Consider the following 19435-nt stretch of genomic DNA (forward strand, 5'->3'; position numbering starts at 1 on the left):
CATCCGCGCCGATAGTCTCGTACCCCGTGATTGGCGCTTTTGAGTCCGAATCCGGGGCCGTCGACGGCCCCAGCGGCAAGCGCCTGCCCACCCTGACCGACCTGCTCTACCAGCTGGCGACCCGCAAGGTTACCTCCGCTGAGCTGGTCAGACGGTCCCTGCATGCGATCGATGTCAGCCAGTCCACCCTGAACGCGTTCCGGGTGGTCCTCACCGAATCGGCACTGGCCGACGCGGCCAAGGCGGACCGTCGACGGGCCGCCGGTGACACCGCTCCGCTGTTGGGCATTCCGATCGCGGTCAAGGACGACGTCGACGTGGCTGGGGTACCCACCGCGTTCGGCACCGAGGGTCGCGTGCCGCCCGCCACCCAGGACTCCGAGGTGGTGCGCCGCCTCAAGGCGGCCGGTGCGGTGATCGTCGGCAAGACCAACACGTGCGAGCTGGGCCAATGGCCGTTCACCAGCGGCCCCGCCTTCGGGCACACTCTCAACCCCTGGTCGCGGCGGCACACGCCGGGTGGATCATCCGGTGGCAGCGCCGCAGCGGTGGCCGCGGGCTTGGTGACTGCCGCCATCGGCTCCGACGGCGCGGGCAGTGTGCGCATCCCCGCCGCGTGGACCCACTTGGTCGGCATCAAGCCACAACGCGGGCGCATCTCAACCTGGCCGCTCCCGGAGGCATTCAACGGCATCACCGTCAACGGCGTGTTGGCGCGCACAGTCGCCGACGCGGCGCTGGTGCTGGACGCGGCGTCGGGCAATGTCGAAGGCGACTTACATAAACCGCCGCCACTGACCGCCTCGGACTACGTCAGCATCGCGCCCGGTCCACTCAAGATCGCGCTGTCCACCCGCGCTCCCTACACCGCGTTCCGGACGAAGCTGCATCCAGAAATCCTGGCCGCGCTTCGCACGGTTGGTGAGCAGCTGGAACTGCTCGGCCACACCGTGGTGCGGGGCAATCCCGACTATGGCGTGCGGCTGTCCTGGGATTTCCTTGCCCGGTCCACCGCCGGCCTGTGGGAGTGGGGGGAGCGACTCGGCGACGACGTGAACCTGGATCCGCGGACCATGGCGAACATGCGGACCGGCCACCTGCTCGGCCAAGCCATCTTGCGCAGCGCGCGCCGCCACGAAGCCGCCGACCAGCGCCGGGTGGGCTCGATCTTCAACATCGTCGACGTGGTGCTCGCCCCCACTACCGCTCAGCCGCCGCCGCTGGCCCGCGCCTTCGACCGGATGGGTGGGCTGGCCACCGACCGGACCATGATCGCCGCGTGCCCCTATGCCTGGCCGTGGAACGTGCTGGGCTGGCCGTCCATCAACGTGCCGGCCGGGTTCACCTCAGACGGTTTGCCAATTGGCGTGCAACTGATGGGACCGGCAAACAGCGAAGGCATGCTGATCTCGTTGGCAGCCGAGCTCGAGGCACTCAGCGGATGGCCGGCCAAGCAGCCGGAGGTGTGGTGGAACACCGGCGCCAACGCCGCACCGATCCCGCACGTGCCCACGCCACCGACAAATTAACGGTTGTTAGGTGATGTAGGGGCCCAGGGGGCCGGTCGCGTTTGCCGACCATGCCACTGGGTAATGGACCGCGGTGGAACGATCGCCTGATGACACCGCCGACCTCGACGGCGTGGCACTTACTCACTTCGGCTGGCAACAGCTGACCGAAGATCAGCGCGCGGCGATGCGGGCGGTGCTGAATGGGCGCGACGTACTTGCGGTGATGCCGACGGGGTCTGGGAAGTCGGCGATCTACCAGGTGCCCACCCTGCTGATGGATGGTGTGACGCTGGTCGTCTCACCGCTGATTGCGCTGCAACACGACCAGATAGCGGCCATCGACGACTGCGGCGCCGGGAAGGCGGTGGCGGTCAACTCCGGCCTGCGCGCTGCCCAGTTGCGGCGCAACTGGGAAGCCATCGATCGGGGCGACGCAAAGTTCATCTTCATATCGCCCGAGCAGTTGGCCAATGACGAAGTGGTGCAACGGCTCAGTGCGGTCGAGCTGTCGCTGTTGGTGGTTGACGAGGCGCACTGCGTCTCCGCGTGGGGACACGACTTCCGGCCCGACTACCGACGGCTTGCCGACGTATTCCGTCAGCTAGGCGAATCGATCCCGGTCGTCGCGCTTACCGCAACCGCGTCGGTGGTGGTGCGCCGTGACATCGTGGATCGGCTCGGGTTTCACAATCCGTCCATTGTGGTCGGCGGTTTTGACCGGCCCAACCTGTCCTTGACGGTCGAGCGTCACCTGGACGAAGACGACAAGCGCACCGCGGTGCTCGACACAGTGCCCACCCTGCAGGGACCCGGCCTGCTGTATGTGGCCACCCGCAAGGACGCGGAGTTCTACGCCCAGGGCCTGCGAGACAAGGGAATTGCCGCGGCGGCCTACCACGCCGGCATGGCGAAGGCCGACCGCGACCGGGTGCACGAAGGTTTCCGCGACGATGACTACGAGGTAGTGGTGGCGACCTCCGCGTTCGGAATGGGTATCGACAAGCCCAATGTGCGGTTCGTCGTACACGCCTCGATCCCCGATTCGCTGGATAGCTATTACCAGCAAATCGGGCGGGCGGGCCGCGATGGCGAGGACGCGTGCGCGTTGTTGTTATATCGGCCCGAAGACCTCGGCCTGGCTCGGTTCTTCACCACAGGCAGCCCGGACGAGGAGCTTTTGGAAGCGGTGTACAACGCGTTGGACACCCAACGCCCCACCAAACCGAAAGACTTGCGGGCCAAGCTTGATATTCCCGGCCGCAGATTGACCAACGGCATCAACCTGCTCGACGAGTCAGGCGCGATCCGATCCACCCGCAAGGGATTGCTGAGCGGCAAGCTGCCGGCGGCGGAGGCGGTCGCCGAAGCCGTTCACATGGTGGAATTGCGCGAACGGGTAGATCAGAGCCGGATCGAGATGATGCGCGGGTACTCCGAGACCGATTCTTGCCGAAGGATCTTCTTACTCTCCTATTTCGGTGAGTATCTGGCGCAGCCCTGCGGAAACTGTGACTGCTGCGAACAGGCCGCCGAGCTCGGAGACCTCACCGCGGAAGGCCCAGCGATCCCTGTGGACACCGCGGTGCAGCATCGGCAATGGGGGCCGGGCGTCGTGATCGGCGGCGACCGCGAACGCGTTACCGTGTTGTTCGACGAATTCGGTTATCGCACATTGTCGATGGCCGCGGTGCGCGACCACGGGCTGCTGGAGGTGTCGACATCCGCCCACCCCGAAACGGCGTGAGCGCCGGCCCGCGCCGATTTTTCGTTGCTAGAACCCAAGCCGGCCAAGCTGTTTGGGGTCGCGCTGCCAGTTCTTGGCAACTTTCACCCGCAAGTCCAAATAAATCTTGGTGCCCAGCAGTTTCTCGATCTGGGTGCGCGCCGCACTTCCCACTTCCCGTAGTCGCGCACCGCCCTTGCCGATGACGATCCCCTTTTGGCTGTCCCGCTCCACGTACAGCACGGCGTGCACGTCGACCAGGTCGTCTCGCCCCTCGCGCGGCTCGACTTCCTCGATCACCACAGCCAAAGAGTGCGGCAGTTCGTCGCGCACCCCCTCCAGGGCTGCCTCGCGGATGAGCTCGGCCATCAGGACCTCTTCGGGCTCGTCGGTCAGCTCGCCGTCGGGGTAGTAGGCCGGGCCCGCAGGCAACGCCGCGGCCAGCACATCGATCAATACGTCGACCTGCTCGCCGGAAACCGCGGACACCGGCACGATTTCGGCTGATTGCCCGACCAGCTCGCTCACCGCGACCAGCTGAGCGGCCACCTTGTCCCTGGGCACCTTGTCGATTTTGGTGACGATGGCCACCAGGGTGGTCTTGGGGGCGATCGCTCGGATCTGCTCGACGATCCACCGGTCCCCCGGACCGATCGCCTCATCGGCCGGGATGCACAATCCTATGACGTCGACCTCGGCGTAGGTGTCGCGCACCAAGTCGTTGAGCCGCTTGCCGAGCAAGGTGCGCGGGCGGTGCAGGCCCGGGGTGTCAACCAGGACGATCTGAAAGTCCTTGCGGTGAACGATGCCCCGGATGGTGTGTCGGGTGGTCTGCGGCCGCATCGACGTGATGGCGATCTTGGTGCCGACCATCGCGTTGGTCAACGTCGACTTACCGGTGTTGGGGCGACCGACCAAACACACGAAGCCGGAACGGAACTCGGTCTCGGCTGTCATCGTGGGCCACCGTTGCAGCACTGATCAGCCACGGTGCTCGCTGTCCCTGGACGCCTGAGGGCCGTCCACCCCGGCTGAGTCCTCGGGCTCGACCGGGCTGAGCAGCACTGTGCCGATCCGCATCCGGCCGCGATGGTCGCGGCCGCCCTCGGCGTGCAGCCGCAGACCGTGCGACACCACCTCGGCGCCGGGCAGCGGGACTCGGCCCAATTCCAGCGCCAGCAGGCCACCCACCGTGTCGACGTCGAGGTCGTCGTCGAACTCCATGCCGTACAGCTCACCCACGTCTTCGATCGGCAGGCGCGCCGAGACACGGTAGCGATGGTCACCAAGCTCTTCCACCGGCGCCGTTTCCGCTTCGTCGTATTCGTCGGCGATCTCACCGACGATCTCTTCGAGCACGTCTTCAATGCTGACCAGGCCGGCGATGGCGCCGTACTCGTCGACCAGCAGGGCCATGTGGTTGCGGTCGCGCTGCATCTCACGCAGCAACGCATCCAACGGCTTGGAGTCCGGCACGAACACCGCCGGGCGCATGATTTGGGCGACAGTAGTTCCCCGCCCACCGCCGGGCGTGAACAGGGCTTGGCGCACGAGGTCTTTCAGGTACACCACGCCGATGATGTCATCGACGTTCTCACCGATCACCGGGATGCGCGAATGTCCGCTTCTCACCGCGAGATTCACCGCTTGAGCGGCAGACTTGTCGTCTTCGATCCAGATCATCTCGGTGCGCGGCACCATTACCTCCCGCGCGGGGGTGTCACCGAGTTCGAAGACGGACTCGATCATTCGCCGCTCGTCGGCGGCGACCACACCCCGCTGCTGAGCCAGGTCGACGACCTCACGCAACTCGATTTCCGATGCGAACGGACCGTTGCGCAAGCCGCGGCCAGGGGTGAGCGCATTGCCCAAGACCACCAGCAACCGGCTGATCGGCATCAGCAACCAGGAAATCGCTTGCAGCGGAAGCGCAGCCGTGAGCGCGATGGAATACGCGTGCTGGCGGCCAAGCGTGCGGGGGCCGACCCCGATCACCACGAAGCTGATGATCACCATGGTGGCAGCGGCGATGATCAAGCCCCGGTTCGCGCCCAGGTTGTGCATGAAGAAGGCGACCATCAGTGCCGTCGCGGTGACTTCGCAGACGATGCGCACTAACACCACCAAGTTGATGTAGCGGGGCCGGTCGGTCATCACCTTGAGCAGCGAAACGGCGCCGGGCCGCTCCTCGCGCACCAGTTCGTGAACCCGAGCCAGCGATACCGTGCTGACCGCGGCATCGATTGCCGCGAAGAGCCCGCCCAGGCCGATCAGTGCGATCGCTCCGAGCAGCTGGTCGACGCTGTTCACGGTTGGTCGAAATACCTTGACTTGTCCAACAACCGGCGGTCCCGCTCATTCTGACGGTCATTCCGGTAAGCCTCGACTTGATCGGCCACCCACTCCTCGAGCAGCCGGTCCTGCAACGCGAACATCTCTCGTTCCTCGTCCGGCTCGCCGTGGTCGTACCCGAGCAGATGAAGCACACCGTGCACGGTCAGCAGCGCCAGTTCGTGTCCGAGGCTGTGCCCGGCCGCCGCGGCCTGCTGGGCGGCGAACTCCGGACACAGCACGATGTCACCCAGCATGGCCGGCCCGGGTTCGGGGGCGTCGGGACGACCGCCGGGTTCGAGCTCGTCCATCGGGAAGCTCATCACGTCGGTCGGGCCGGGCAGATCCATCCACCTCATGTGGAGGTCGGCCATCGCGGCGGTGTCGAGTAGCACCATTGAGAGCTCGGCGCCGGGGTTGACCTCCATTTTGTCGATGACGAACCGGGCGACGCTGACCAGTTCGGCCTCGGAGACGTCGATACCCGATTCGTTGGAGACTTCGATGCTCATCGCGGTTTCCGGTCGTAATGCACTGACTTCACCGCATCATCATCGACGACCGCGGCTGGCCGAGGCACGCCGAGCCGCCCGATTCATCCCCGCGCCTGGCTCCTCGTACCGCGCGTAGGCATCGACGATTTCGGAGACAAGTCGATGGCGCACGACATCGGCGCTGGTCAGTTCGGCAATGTGAATGTCGTCGATGTCGTCGAGAATGTCCACCGCCGCGCGCAAACCGGACCTGGCGCCACCGGGGAGGTCGACTTGGGTGATGTCGCCGGTGACCACGATCTTCGAGCCGAACCCGAGCCGGGTCAAGAACATCTTCATCTGTTCCGGCGTGGTGTTCTGCGCTTCGTCGAGAACGATGAACGAGTCATTGAGGGTGTTGTGGGTGAGCAGGCAATCTTCGGTGACGTATAAGGAGTCAGCGGCCGCAACCTGGATACACACGGCTTCTTCGGTCCCCGCGGGCTCGATTCGATCGATGAACCGCATCGGCCGGCCGCCGCCCGTCGCGTCGTACTTTGCGACTTTGCGGGCCAGTCGGAAGGGAACGACGCCCGCGGGCAACCGTATGTCCACGATGTGCGCATCTGACCGGTGGTGTACAGCATGGCCGCGCGCCAGTCCCGGCTTGCGTCCCGCCGATGGCCTGGTGCGCTCATATACGACACCACCCATGGATTGGACGAGGAAGACGATGCCGTCTCGCAACCGGTCGGAGACCGTTGTGAACTGGATGCGGCAAGTACGCCCGGTTTGAGTGACCGGGCCGCCGTCGGAGTCCAAGAGACCTTGCAGGACCGCCAGCCGCACCCCGGGTTCATTGAAGAGGTACTGGTCGGGGATGAACTTGGTGTCGGAGCGCGTACCCGCCAAACCCAAGGCGCGCAGGGCACTGGTGACGGGATTGGGCGTCGTGATCTTGTCGCCCGGAGCGGTCCTGCGGTTGAGGATGTAGTCGACCTCAGACTTCCGGCGCACCTGGATTCCGGGAATGAAACGACCCAACGACTCGGCGAGTTCGGGATCGGCTGTTGCAAACGACGGGGTCGTCGAACAGGTGAGGCAGCCATCGCCCAACAGAAGTCCAAGAGCGTAGGGGTCTAGCGGCACCGGACGCTTCTCGAAGTTCACCGGCGCGCTCAATAGCGGCAATTCGTACCGGTGGTAGTGCGCGGCGCGCAGATTGCCGATCATTTCCTTGGTTTGCAGGACGCGCGCCGGCTTCCCGCGGCGGCGGTCGTCGCGGGTATAGACCGACCAGAGGTGATCACCGGAAGCCAGCGTCGAAGAACCGTCCTGCGTGAATACCCGGTAGATCTCTTTGAAGCCTTGCGGGTAGCTGCCCAACACCTCAGTCGGGCACCCATCGGAGCCGATCACGTACTCACCGACTTGGAGTTCACCGATCGGCCGGAACCCATTGGGCGTCAACACATTGGTCGACAACGGTTGTGCCCTACCACGCATGTACGCCAGCGGTGCCACCTCAATTACCCCGGCAGACATCAGCTTTGGGATCAGCTCGGAGTCCATCATGTCGTACAGCGCGTCGTACAACGGGCGCAGGTACGGGTCGATCTTCTCGCTCAGGGTGCCGGGCAGAAAACCAAGGCGCTCACCGGCTTCCACCGCGGGCCGGGTCAAGATGATGCGGCTGACCTGTTTGCTCTGCAGGGCGTTGACCGCCTTGGCCATGGCGAGGTAGGTCTTGCCGGTACCAGCCGGGCCGATGCCGAAGACGACGGTGTTTGTGTCGATCGCGTCGACGTAATGCTTCTGGTTGAGCGTTTTGGGCCGGATGGTTTTGCCGCGTCGCGACAAGATGTCCAGGGTGAGCACCTCGGCGGGTGATTCGTTGCCCGTGCCCACCAACATGGCGACGCTGTGACGCACCGTCTCCGGTGTCATCGGCTGACCGCTGGCCACGATGGCGATCAACTCCGAGATGGCTCGTTCGGCGAGCGCGACGTCGGCGGGCTCACCGGAGCAGGTGACGGTGTTGCCCCGCACGTGCAGATCGGCGTTGAGCGCTTGCTCAAGGGCGCGCAAGTTTTCGTCGGCCGAACCGAGCAAGCCCACGACGAGGTCGGGCGGAACGTCGATGCTGCTGCGAACCTGGGCAGAGGCGGATGCGTCAGCATCGCGGGTTTCGCGGGGCGTCACGTGGCTTCTAATGCCTGCTTTCTGGCGATTCAAACGGTCAGTATCGAATTCTCAGTCTACCGCCGGTCGCCTAGAGCGTCCCAAAGATTCGACGCCCGCAAGGAGAGTCCAGGTCAGCCGTCGCGGCCAAAGTCTCGTTGGGCACTCGCATCGATGCCGCGCGCGTCGAGCGTGAACCCGACGACGCCTCAACGGCGTGTCGCGTCGTCACCTTCACAGTCGGCGCGGGGCTCCCAGCGCGATGTCAGCACGCCCAGCGCGCCCAATGCGACCGCGGCCGCGGTAGAGGTGCGCAACACCGTCGGCCCGAGCCGGACGGTGGCCGCGCCCGCCTCGGTCAACGCGGCGACCTCGTCCGGTGCCAGGCCGCCCTCGGGGCCGACGATCAGTAGCAGCGAATCCGCTTGTGCCACAGCGAGATCGGCGAACCGATGGGTCGCCGACTCATGCAGGGCCAGCACCGTAGCCCCAGCAGCCACCCGCTCCTCGACCAGCCGGGCCAGCACGGCGGTGGACAACACACCCTCGACTGACGGGATGTAGGCCCGCCGGGATTGGCGGGCAGCCGAGCGGGCCACCGCACGCCAGCGGCGTAGTCCCTTGTCCACTCGGGCACCGGTCCAGTTGGCGACGCAGCGCGCGGCCTGCCATGCCAGGAACGCGTCGGCGCCGGCCTCGGTGGCCAGCTCGACGGCGAGCTCGGAGCGTTCGGACTTGGGCAAGGCTTGCACCACGGTGACCGCCGGCCGTACCGGCTCGACGCTCCACCGCTCGAGCACTCGCGCGCGCAGACCGTCGCGCCCGGCGTCCTCCACGGTGCAGCGGGCCAGTCCCCCGGCGCCGTCGCCCAGCACCAGCTCTTCGCCGGGACGTATTCGGCGCACTGTGGCGGCGTGGAAGCCCTCGTCGCCGTCTACCACAGCCAGTGCGCCGGTATCGGGCAGTGCGTCGACGTAGAACAGCGTCGCAACCATGCGCGCGCCTACAACCGCCTAGCGCCCGGTGAAGGTCTCGCGCAGCCGGCTGAACAGCCCGCCGCCCGCACCGCCGTGGGTGGAGCGCACCTCGGCGACGTCGCGGCCGCGCCGGTTCTTCAGCTCGCGCAGCAGTTCGGTGTCGTGGTGATCGAGCCGGGTGGGGATCACCACGTCGACGTGCACGTGCAGGTCGCCGCGGGCGGTGGAGCGCAGCTGCGGCATGCCGCGACCGCGCAAGGTAATCACCGAACCGGGTTGGGTTCCAGGCGGGATGGTGATTTCGCTCATGCCGTCGAGGATGGCGTCGACGGTGACGGTCACTCCCAACGCCGCGTCGACCATCGGCACCGACACCGTGCAGTGCAGGTCGTCGCCTTCGCGTACGAAGATGTCGTGGGCCTGTTCGTGGACCTCCACGTATAGATCACCGGCCGGACCTCCGCCCGGCCCCACCTCGCCCTGAGCGGCGAGCCGGACCCGCATCCCGTCGCCGACGCCGGCCGGAATCTTGACGCTGATGTCGCGGCGCGCTCGCACCCGGCCGTCGCCCATGCACTGGTGGCACGGGTCGGGAATCACCGAGCCCACGCCGCGACAGGTAGGACACGGCCGCGACGTCACCATTTGGCCGAGCAGCGACCGCTGCACGGTCTGCACCTCGCCGCGACCGCCGCAGGTGTCACACGGCATGGGAGCCGAATCGCCGTTGGTGCCCTTGCCCTGGCACCGGTCGCACAGGATCGCGGTGTCGACGGTGACCTGCTTGGTGACGCCGGTCGCGCACTCTTCCAGGTCGAGTCGCATACGCAGCAGCGAGTCCGAGCCCGGCCGCACCCGCCCCACCGGACCGCGGGAAGCCGTGGCTCCGCTGAAGCCGCCGCCGAAGAAAGCTTCGAAGACGTCACCCAAGCCGCCGAAGCCGCCGAAGCCGCCGGCCGAGGCGCCGGCGCTTTCCAGCGGGTCTCCGCCCAGGTCGACGATGCGGCGCTTCTCCGGGTCGCTGAGCACCTCGTAGGCGACGCTGATCTCTTTGAACTTGGCCTGCGCCCCCTCATCGGGGTTGACGTCGGGATGCAATTCGCGCGCTAGCTTGCGGTAGGCGCGTTTGATCTCCGTCTCACTGGCGCCTCTGCTGACGCCGAGCAGCCCGTAGTAATCGCGTGCCACGAGTTACCTTTCTAAGCCTGGGCGGGCCGCGTCGCGCGGCCCGATAAATGCAGCACCGGGTGCGCGGTCATCGAGCACCCAACACTTCGCCGATATACATGGCAACCGCGGCAACACTCGCCATAGTTCCCGGATAGTCCATTCGGGTGGGCCCCACCACGCCCATGCCGCCGTAGACAGTGTCGTTGCTGCCGTAGGCGGTGGTCACCACCGAGGTGCCGGCCATCTGTTCTGCCTCGGTTTCATGCCCGATGCGTACTGTCACTTTGCCAGCCTCTTGTTGGGCCGCCAGCAACCGCAGCACCACCACCTGCTCCTCGAGGGCTTCCAGGATCGAGCGCAACGAGCCGCCGAAGTCGGCGGCGTTGCGGGTCAGGTTGGCGGTCCCGCCCAGCAGCAGGCGCTCCTCGGTGTGCTCGACCAACGATTCCAGCAGCACCGTCGCCGCGCGGCCGACGGCGTCCCCCAGTCTGCCTGCGCCGCTGAGCTGACCGGCGAGATCGGCGACCGCGACCGAGGCCGCGGACAGCTTCTTCCCGTCCAGCGCCTGGCCCAGCATCTCCCGCAACTGGGACAGCTGGTGGTCGTCGATGACATCGCCCAGTTCGACGATGCGCTGGTCAACCCGGCCGGAGTCGGTGATGACGACCATTAGCAGCCGAGCCGGGGTCAGGGCGATGACTTCCAGATGGCGCACGGTCGAACTCGACAAGGTGGGGTACTGCACGACGGCGACCTGCCGGGTCAATTGCGCCAGCAGGCGGACCGCGCGGCGCAGTACGTCGTCAAGGTCCACGCCGGATTCCAGGAAGCTTTGAATCGCCCGTCGCTCGGCCGAAGACAGGGGTTTCACGTCATGGATGCGGTCGACGAATTCGCGGTAGCCCTTCTCGGTGGGCACCCGCCCGGAACTGGTGTGCGGCTGGGTGATATAACCCTCGGCCTCCAGGACCGCCATGTCGTTGCGGATGGTCGCCGACGAGACGCCCAGGTTGTGCCGCTCCACCAACGACTTGGAGCCGATGGGCTCCTTGGTGGCGACGAAGTCTGCGACGATGGCGCGCAGCACCTCGAATCGACGATCGTCGGCAGTTCCCATCGACTATCACCTCCCGCACCACCTGGACCGATTCATTTTACGGTCTCAGCAGAGACTGACAGTTCAGCCGCGTGTTCGGGCGGGCAGGTCCGGGGCGGCTGGCACACCGGTCGATGACTTTTCCAGCTAGCCTGTCCAGCATGGTTTCGTCGAACTCAGGTGACACGTCAAAAGAGATTCGGCAATGATCTTCAAGGGTGTTCGGGAAGGCAAGCCGTACCCGGAACATGGCCTCACCTACCGGGACTGGTCGCAGATTCCGCCGCAGCAAATCCGGCTTGACGAATTGGTCACAACCACCACCGTGCTGGCGCTGGACCGTCTCCTTTCCGAAGACTCGACCTTTTACGGCGACCTGTTTCCGCATGCGGTGAAGTGGCGCGGCGTCACCTATCTCGAAGACGGTCTGCACCGCGCGGTGCGGGCGGCGCTGCGTAACCGGACCGTGTTGCACGCTCGGGTGTTCGACATGGACGTGCCGGTGAACGGGCAGCGGTAGTCGGTCACGTTCGGTCCTCCCCAGGTGTCGAGCTAGGTAAAGCACCCGTAGGAGGACGCCATGGCACGACTCAACGGAATCTCCGATCAGGACGCCGGCTTGGGCGCGAAATTGGCCTTCTATTTCACCAAGCGCCGGTTCAAGCAGATGACCGGACGGGAGAGTCCGACCATGCTCGAACCGCTGCGGATGTATGCGCATCTCCCCCGGCTGTTGCGCGCCTATGGCCGCCTGGAACAGGCGGAAGCCAAACTGGACGTGCTCACTCCGCGGCAACGGGCGCTGGCCGAACTCAAGTCCGCGACGGTGGCCCGCTGCGAGTTCTGCATCGACCTGGGCTCGCAGATTTCGCGGGGGCTGGGGATCACCGACGAGGAGTTGCTGGCCATGTCGGACCACCGGAACGCCGCATGCTTCTCCGACGTGGACAAGCTGATCTTGGACTACGCCGCAGCCATCACCCGCACGCCGGTCGAGGTCAGCGACGAACTCTTCGACGCATTGCGCGAACATTTCGACACGGCTCAACTCGTCGGGTTGACCCACATCATCACGCTGGGCAACCTACGGGCCCGGTTCAACCTTGCGCTGGGCCTCGGGTCGTCGGGGTTGTCGGCCGGCAATGTGTGCGCGCTGCCCGACACCCACCACGCATGACCGCTGACCCGGCGCTCACGAGGCGCTTCGCGGCCTTCCGCCCTCAGCTGGGCGCGGTGGCCTACCGGATGCTGGGTTCGGTCGACGACGCCGAAGACGCTGTCCAGGAGGCGTGGCTGCGCCTGAGCCGTGCCGAACCCGACGCCATCGCCAACCTGGAAGCGTGGCTGACCACGGTGGTGGCGCGGATCTGTCTGAACACACTGCGGGACCGGCGTCTTCGCGGGCGTGAGGAGTTGGTCGCGCGGATCCCCGACCCGTTGGTGGATACCGACGGCGAGTTCGACCCCGAACACCGGGCCATGCTGGCCGACGCGGTAGGCCTGGCGTTGTACGTCGTTCTGGACACGCTGCCGCCGGCCGAGCGACTCGCGTTTGTGCTGCACGACGCCTTCGCCGTCCCGTTCGAACAGATCGCGCCGATCGTGGACCGGTCACCGGAGGCCACTCGGAAGCTGGCCAGCCGCGCCCGGCGACGCATCCAGCAAGCCGAGCCACAACCCGACAGCGACCTGGCGGCGCAACGGGAGGCGGTCGACGCCTTCTTCGCCGCAGGGCGCAGCGGCGACTTTGACCGCCTGGTCGCTGTGCTGCACCCGAATGTGGTGCTGCGCGGCGATTTCGGTTCCGGCGCCGCTATTTTCCGCGCCGAGGGCGCTTCGGAGGTGGCCAAGCTCGCGCGCAGTTACGCGGGCCCGGAACGCGAGATCTACCCGGCGTATGTGAACGGCGCCGCCGGCGCGGTGATCGTCGTGGGCGGGCAGCCCTCAGCGGTCATGGGTTTCGTGGTGCGCGAGGGCCGGGTCGCGGCGATCGATGTGCTGGCCGATCCGTCGCGAATCGCCAAACTCGATCTGAGCGCCCTCGGCGGGTAGCGGTCAGTGACCCGCGGCTTGCAGCAGCTCCATGGCCGAATCGCGCGACAGCACCCAACCGCCCTGGTTGACGAACGTCACGGTCTGGGTGACGGGCGAAGCCAGCTTCGGACCCGACACCGCGACATCGGCAGTGGCGGCGCCGGCAGCGCCGGGCTGGATGTTCGACACGGTGAACGCCAGCGGCAGGTCACCGTTCTTGGCGGCCTTCTTGAGTTCGTGGTCGGCCAGCCGGGCCTCGGTGCCCCCGATGCCGCCCTCCACGAGATTGCCCTTGTTGGTGAAGGACACGTTGGGGTCAGCCAGGCTGTTGAGCAGGCCGGTCAGCTGTCCGGCGGTTGGCAGGTTGGCGGCTGGGGCTGGTACCGGCGCCGGGTCTTGAGGCAGCGGTGTGCCGAACACAACCGGCTGGACCTGGACGGAGGTGGGGCTGGCGAACGCGGCGGAGGTGACACCGGCGGCGGCGGCTCCGATTGCGGCTACCGCGGCCACACCCGTGGCCAGTGATTTGATGGTTCCCATGGTGTATTTCCCCTTCGAGTGACACGGTCACGACGTGTTGCAGTTGTGCAGCTTGTTACTGATGTTTCGTTCGCCTGGCTCGCCACGTTACATGCGAGTGCCTATGAACTTCGCAGCCGAAGCTAAGGGCCAGCTGTGTGGCAGTTGTGTCTTGCTCTAGCCCTCGGCGAGCACTTCCTCGTCGGTCAATGCTGCCACATCCAGGTAGTGGCGTGCGATCAGCGCCAACCGCTCCGGTGTACCGCGGGCCGCTTCGCTTCTGAAGGCGAGTGGCGAAGCCGGCCACGGTATCGGCCTCTTCTTCGCGCCTTCGCCAAGCAAACTAGCCACACCTCGAATACCGGCAGGTATCTTTCCGAAGGTAGTTACCTGCATCGTGTCGCCATAGCGGGACACTGTGGGACACGTCGGTTTCCGCGCCGACCAGTCAAACAAAAGGATGCCCCATCCTTGATCGCGAGCACCTAGGCTGATGTCCTCGCGAATGCATTAACACTCAAGATGAGGGAAGGTGCACATTGTTCGCTGTCACTTACCCCGGTGATACCACGTTCGCGTTTCGCTTCGGCGTTACCTGCGTAGTTCGCCGCGACGGAGCCTTGCTGCTCGATCCTCCGCACCGGGTGCAGTTGACCGACTTGACCAAAATTGAGGTGCAAGCGTTAGAAAGACTGAGTCATGGGCCGGCGACAATCTCAGAAATCTCAAGCAACGAACAACCTGCAGAGGCGGGCGAAATAGCCGCGCTGATCGATGACCTAGCCACGACAGGATGGTTGGCGGTCGCGGTCCGACATGAAGGCCAGCAGTGCTACTCCATACTGCCGTTCGGGGAACCCCCGGAATGGCCGGTTGGACCGGAGCTGCGAAGTCTCGCAATGTCGAAATTCGCGATAGTGCACCGTGACTCAGATGGTTTCGTTATCGAGCATCCGCTGACATGGTGCGATGTGCGCGTTCACGATTGTCGTCTGCTCACGCTACTTGATGGAACGGCCGCAGTTTGCTCTGGCTTGCCGGCCGCCGTCACATCGCGGTTCATCGAAGATTTGCGCTGGTCCGGCATTTTGGTACCTGTCGGCCAAGAGGAGGCGCAATTCGAGACCCTTAGCTGGAGCGCGCCGGATCTGTGGTTTCATCGCCGGAGCACACTAGGTGAACGCACTATTACATGGGAGCATTTCGGTCCGACCAAATGGGCGAAAGGCCGATTCCGGCAACCGCCTGCACGCAGGAAGAGTTACCCAGGCGAGCCGTTCAGGCTGCCGGTTCCCGACCTCGCGGCGAAACGGTTACGAGACCCGACGCTGACGGCCGTTCTCGAAGATCGGGTTTCGACACGGAGTTTCGACGAAGCTCACCCAATAACCGCCGACCAGGTGGGCGAATTGCTCTACCGCGCCGCACGCACGCGGCGAACCCAACCTTCTGGCGACGCCGAACAGCTGTTGTCACGGCCTTACCCCTCCGCGGGTAGCGTCTACGAACTCGAGCTTTATCCGGTGATCCGAAATGTGGCCGGCCTGAGTCCGGGTATGTATCACTACGACTCGTTTGACCATTCGCTGCGTCTGGTAGCTTCGGCAGATTCCACGGCCGTGTCCCAGCTGATCGCACCCGCGGCGGCAACTTTGGCCGGAGGCGCTGAGCCGCAGGCGCTTATCGTCATGGCAGCACGTTGCGGTCGCATAATGTGGACCTATGAGCAGCTCGCCTACGCCACCATTCTGAAGGATGTTGGCGTGCTCATGCAGACGATCTACCTGGCCGCGACTGCGATGGGCATTGGAGCCTGTGCGCAGGGATACGGTGACACTTCCGCATTCGTCGCCGCCACCGGAGTCGACGAACTGCAAGAGTGCAGCGTCGGCAGCATGGTCATCGGTTCGCCGGCCCGCAGTTAATCCTGGGCGAGCACTTCTTCATCGGTCAGAGCAGCGACGTCGAGATAGTGCCGCGCTATGAGGGCCAGTCGATTCGATGTTCCGCGCAGCGCTTCTTTCTGCTCCAGCCGCCCGGTCAAACCGGCCACCGTGCGTGCCGCAAATAAGTCCGCGACCACAACGTGATCTACGTCGAGCCAGTCGCGTACCTGGGCGATAACGGTGGTAGCCAGCACCGAATCACCGCCAAGCGCGAAGAAATCGTCATGCACGCCGACAGAATCAATTCCCAACACCTCGGCGACGATCGCGGCCACAGCGGCTTCGACATCACTGCGTGGCGCGCTGTCTTGGATGTCGGCGGCTTCGGGTTCCAGCAGCGCGACCACGGCGCGGCGGTCGAGTTTGCCGTTGGCGGTCAACGGTATTCGTTCGAAGAACACCACGCGGGTGGGAACCATGTAGCTGGGCAACAACTTTGCGACCGCTGCGGTGATGTCACCGATCTCACCTGGGTCACCCGCTACGGCGGCAACGAGTTTCGGCGCGTTGGCGCCGACGACGACCGCGACGGCGTGCCGCACCCCGGGCACGGCGCGCAGCGCGCTTTCCACCTCGCCCAGCTCTACCCGGTAGCCACGAATCTGCACCTGGTGGTCGGCGCGGCCCAGGAATTCGATGGTGCCATCCGGCCAGTACCTGGCTAGGTCACCCGTTTTGTACCAACGAATCCCGTCGTGCTCGACGAAACGCTCCGCCGTCCGCTTCGGATCGTTGCGGTAGCCCGCCGCCACGTTGGCACCGCCCACCCACAGTTCCCCGGGGACCCAGTCCAGGCAATCTCGGCCGGACGGCGAAACCACCCGACACCGCACGTTGCGCAGCGGAACTCCGAACGGCACGGTCGCCCAGTGTGCTGGTGGTTCGCCCACCACCTCACAGATGGTGCTGTGGATGGCCGTCTCCGTCGCACCCCCCAGTCCGGAGAATCGGCAGCCTGGGACTTGCCGGGCGAGTCTGCGGGCCAAGTCGGCGCCGACCCAGTCACCACCGAGAATTACGGCTCGCAACGATTCGCCGAGCCGTTTGCCGCCGAGCTCCAAGATCATGTCGAGCATGCTGGGCACGCAGTTGAGGATTGAAACGCGATGGTGGCGAAGCAGTTCCACCCACGTGGTGGCGGCTGCCTTCTCCTCGGAATCGACCGCGACCAACGAGCCGCCGACGGAGAACATGCCGAAGATGTCATAAACGGAGAGGTCAAATTCCAGGGCTGATAGCGCCAGCGTCCGATCGGCGCTGCCCACCTGGAACCTGTCGTTCACCGCGTCGATGGTGTTCATCGCCGCGCTGTGTGTAACATCGACGCCTTTCGGCGCACCCGTAGAACCCGACGTGAACATCGTATATGCGGATTCACTCGTCATGGGAAAGATGGCTTGCTGCAACGGTGTTGGATAATTAGCAGCCGCCGCAATGGATACACACGGTATCGACGCACCCATGTCCGCACCCGCGACGGTGAGTGCGGCGACAACATCGGCGGTCTGAAGTATCTTGGCGCGCCGGGCAGCTGGCTGGTCGTAGCCGATCGGCACGTAAGTTGCGCCGGCGGCAAGCACTCCGAGCACCGCCAGAATCTGCAAGCGCCCTTTGGGAAGCTGGACGGCGACCGAGTCACCGTCACCGACGCCCTGGGCCCGCAGCGCTCCGGCGACCGCCAACGCGCAGTTCGCGATTTCCCGGTAGGTCCAGACGCCCGCCTCGTCGCCCACACCCCACACCACTGCCGGCGCCTCCGGGGTAGCCGCGGCGTGGTCGAAGAAGCCTTGGTGCAGGCAGCGTCCGCTGACCGGACCATCGGTGGCGTTGACCGCGGCGCGTACCGTCGCCTGGGCGCTGGGCAAGCACACCGTCGCCTCGGCATCCCAGCCCGCGTCACCTTCGGCGAGCCGTGTTACCGCGTCGGTGAACCGAGCGAACATCGCATCGATCAAACCGTGCGGGAACGCCGATTCACGCACATCCCAGTTGAGCAGGAGCCCACCGCGCAGCTCGGTCACTTGGGCGTCGAGCAGCACCTGCGGTCCCTGCGAGATGATCCACACCGGTTCCCCGAAGGTCTGCATCACCGTGTCGGCGAACAGTTCACCCAGGTCTAGCGCGCTGGTGAAGACGACCGGCGCCAACACCGGCTCCCCTCGATGCCTGCCGAGATCACGCAACACCTCCAGGCCCGAATAGGCTGAGCGCGAGCCACTTTCGTACATGCTGCGCTGGACGGCGCGGGCCCGGTCGGCGACCGACATGCTCTCGGTCACGTCGACCTCGAGCATGATCGAGGACGTGAAGTCGCCGACCACCCGGTCGATGTCTGGATGCACGGATTCCCGATGAAACAACGGCACGTTCAACAGGAATCTGCTGTCGGCCGACCAACCGCCGATGGTGTCGGCGAACACGGCCGCCAACGCCATTGCCGGTGTCACCCCGCGGGCGTGCGCCCCGGCGACCAGGTTCTGCTTGGCTTCCGGGGGCAGCCAGTGGTCGTAACGGACGGTTCGGTGTGGGGCCTGCCGTTCCCCCACCGCAACGGTGGGCAGTTCGGGCGCGCCGGGCAGGTGAGGTAGCCGCTCGCGCCACCACTGTCGGTCTCGCTCCCGCGCCACGCTGTCTTGTTGCCGTTCGGTGCGGTAGCGCCGGTAGCTGTAGCCGGGCGGCGCTACCCGGGCACCTTGGTACAAGTCGGCCAATTCTGAGACCAGCACGCGGTAGCTCATGGCATCACCGGCCAGCATGTCGATGTCCAGGTGCAACCGGCTGCGATTGTCATCGCGGAGCGTCAAGGCGATGTCGATGACCTGTCCGTCCTCGATCGCCAAGCGCTGGTGGGTCTTGCGGTCCCGCAACTCGCTTAGCGCGGACTCGATGCGGTCCGCGGGTTCACCACGCAGATCCAACACGGAGAACACCGGCCTACCCGGCCTGGGCATCGTCTGCTGTGTTCCGTCGGGCAGAAACCGGGTTCGTAGCATCGGGTGCACCGCCACCAGATCGGCCGCCGCCCGTTCCAGCCGAGCCGGATCTATTGGGCCGCAGTCGAACTCCACGTAGAGGTGAGCGGCGACGCCCCCGAGCTCTTGTTCGTCGGAACGCCCAATCCAGTACGCGTGTTGCATCGTGGCCAGCGGGAAGGGGTCGTTCTCGGGGACCGGCTCGACCGGCTCTTCCGGTTGAGCGGCGGCTGCTTGCGCGGGCGCGGATGCGTGCTGCCCGGCACCGAGCATCTCGTACCACGACTCGACCGTCGGAGCGGCCGCGAGTTGGGCGAAGGTGATGTCGGCGCCGCGTTTACGCCATCCCCCGGCAAGCGCCATGATGCGAATAGAGTTGAGGCCCAACTGGATGAGGTCGTCGTGGTCGGCGACGTCGTCGGCGGGGCAGCCGAGTTGGGCCGCGATTGTGGCCCGGATCTGGTCTCTGCTTATCCACTCCTCGCCGAGCGGCTCCATTGCG

15 protein-coding genes and 2 pseudogenes are annotated in these 19435 nt (G+C 65.6%); 6 read left to right on the top strand and 11 right to left on the bottom strand.

Annotation, left to right across the window (positions count from 1 at the left end; genetic code table 11):
* The first annotated feature begins 26 nt into the window (after nucleotides 1-26).
* Together I2456_RS17195 and I2456_RS17200 are read left to right on the top strand one after the other, a co-directional pair.
* A complete protein-coding gene (locus tag I2456_RS17195) occupies nucleotides 27-1529 on the top strand; it encodes an amidase (RefSeq protein ID WP_085072651.1) in 1503 nt (500 codons plus the stop codon).
* A gap of 73 nt (nucleotides 1530-1602) precedes the next feature.
* Nucleotides 1603-3255 (top strand): RecQ family ATP-dependent DNA helicase, encoded by a 1653-nt coding sequence (locus tag I2456_RS17200; protein ID WP_241007743.1) that lies wholly within the window; start codon nucleotides 1603-1605, stop codon nucleotides 3253-3255.
* Between the two features lie 27 nt (nucleotides 3256-3282).
* Here I2456_RS17200 and era read toward each other — a convergent pair whose 3' ends face one another.
* The 8 genes and pseudogenes from era to hrcA form a co-directional block, all read right to left on the bottom strand.
* Entirely contained in the window at nucleotides 3283-4191 is a 909-nt protein-coding gene (gene era / locus I2456_RS17205) for a GTPase Era (RefSeq protein ID WP_068029609.1), read from the bottom strand.
* A gap of 24 nt (nucleotides 4192-4215) precedes the next feature.
* The gene (locus tag I2456_RS17210) at nucleotides 4216-5544 is read right to left on the bottom strand and encodes a hemolysin family protein (protein WP_085072650.1); all 1329 of its coding nucleotides are present in this window, start codon (nucleotides 5542-5544) and stop codon (nucleotides 4216-4218) included.
* A complete protein-coding gene (gene ybeY, locus I2456_RS17215) occupies nucleotides 5541-6077 on the bottom strand; it encodes an rRNA maturation RNase YbeY (protein WP_068156927.1) in 537 nt (178 codons plus the stop codon). The genes I2456_RS17210 and ybeY overlap by 4 nt, the downstream gene beginning before the upstream one ends.
* A 39-nt stretch (nucleotides 6078-6116) precedes the next feature.
* Nucleotides 6117-6458, bottom strand: a pseudogene (locus tag I2456_RS28590) (PhoH family protein); the annotation flags it as partial.
* Between the two features lie 1074 nt (nucleotides 6459-7532).
* A pseudogene (locus I2456_RS28595) lies at nucleotides 7533-8240 on the bottom strand (PhoH family protein); the annotation flags it as partial.
* 188 nt (nucleotides 8241-8428) lie between these two features.
* A complete protein-coding gene (locus tag I2456_RS17225) occupies nucleotides 8429-9214 on the bottom strand; it encodes a 16S rRNA (uracil(1498)-N(3))-methyltransferase (RefSeq protein ID WP_085072648.1) in 786 nt (261 codons plus the stop codon).
* A gap of 18 nt (nucleotides 9215-9232) precedes the next feature.
* Complete coding sequence (dnaJ, locus tag I2456_RS17230) at nucleotides 9233-10384, bottom strand: molecular chaperone DnaJ (protein ID WP_068156913.1); 1152 nt, start codon at nucleotides 10382-10384, stop codon at nucleotides 9233-9235.
* Between the two features lie 67 nt (nucleotides 10385-10451).
* Nucleotides 10452-11483 (bottom strand): heat-inducible transcriptional repressor HrcA, encoded by a 1032-nt coding sequence (hrcA, locus tag I2456_RS17235; protein ID WP_068029585.1) that lies wholly within the window; start codon nucleotides 11481-11483, stop codon nucleotides 10452-10454.
* A gap of 184 nt (nucleotides 11484-11667) precedes the next feature.
* On the opposite strand from hrcA, the gene I2456_RS17240 reads away from it, so the two are divergent.
* Genes I2456_RS17240 through I2456_RS17250 form a run of 3 tightly spaced genes read left to right on the top strand, consistent with a single transcriptional unit; the run spans nucleotide 11668 to nucleotide 13514 of the window.
* Nucleotides 11668-11982, top strand: coding sequence for a type II toxin-antitoxin system VapB family antitoxin (locus I2456_RS17240; RefSeq protein WP_068029582.1), 315 nt, complete (start codon nucleotides 11668-11670; stop codon nucleotides 11980-11982).
* A 60-nt stretch (nucleotides 11983-12042) separates the two neighbouring features.
* Complete coding sequence (locus I2456_RS17245; RefSeq protein WP_068029579.1) at nucleotides 12043-12639, top strand: carboxymuconolactone decarboxylase family protein; 597 nt, start codon at nucleotides 12043-12045, stop codon at nucleotides 12637-12639.
* Complete coding sequence (locus I2456_RS17250) at nucleotides 12636-13514, top strand: sigma-70 family RNA polymerase sigma factor (protein WP_068029577.1); 879 nt, start codon at nucleotides 12636-12638, stop codon at nucleotides 13512-13514. The genes I2456_RS17245 and I2456_RS17250 overlap by 4 nt, the downstream gene beginning before the upstream one ends.
* A gap of 3 nt (nucleotides 13515-13517) precedes the next feature.
* Here the strand turns inward: I2456_RS17250 and I2456_RS17255 are convergent, their stop codons facing one another.
* On the bottom strand, nucleotides 13518-14036 hold the full coding sequence (locus I2456_RS17255; protein ID WP_068029574.1) for an MTB12 family secreted protein: 519 nt from the start codon (nucleotides 14034-14036) through the stop codon (nucleotides 13518-13520).
* 156 nt (nucleotides 14037-14192) lie between these two features.
* Complete coding sequence (locus I2456_RS17260; RefSeq protein WP_163703932.1) at nucleotides 14193-14366, bottom strand: hypothetical protein; 174 nt, start codon at nucleotides 14364-14366, stop codon at nucleotides 14193-14195.
* Nucleotides 14367-14554: 188 nt separating this feature from the next.
* Here I2456_RS17260 and I2456_RS17265 point away from each other — a divergent pair, with 188 nt between their 5' ends.
* Nucleotides 14555-15940, top strand: a complete 1386-nt coding sequence (locus I2456_RS17265) for a SagB family peptide dehydrogenase (protein ID WP_139822979.1) — start codon at nucleotides 14555-14557, stop codon at nucleotides 15938-15940.
* Here I2456_RS17265 and I2456_RS17270 read toward each other — a convergent pair.
* On the bottom strand, nucleotides 15937-19431 hold the full coding sequence (locus I2456_RS17270; RefSeq protein ID WP_085072647.1) for a non-ribosomal peptide synthetase: 3495 nt from the start codon (nucleotides 19429-19431) through the stop codon (nucleotides 15937-15939). The genes I2456_RS17265 and I2456_RS17270 overlap by 4 nt on opposite strands.
* Nucleotides 19432-19435 lie beyond the last annotated feature (4 nt).

The sequence above is a fragment of the Mycobacterium kubicae genome (genome assembly GCF_015689175.1).
Classification (GTDB): domain Bacteria; phylum Actinomycetota; class Actinomycetes; order Mycobacteriales; family Mycobacteriaceae; genus Mycobacterium; species Mycobacterium kubicae.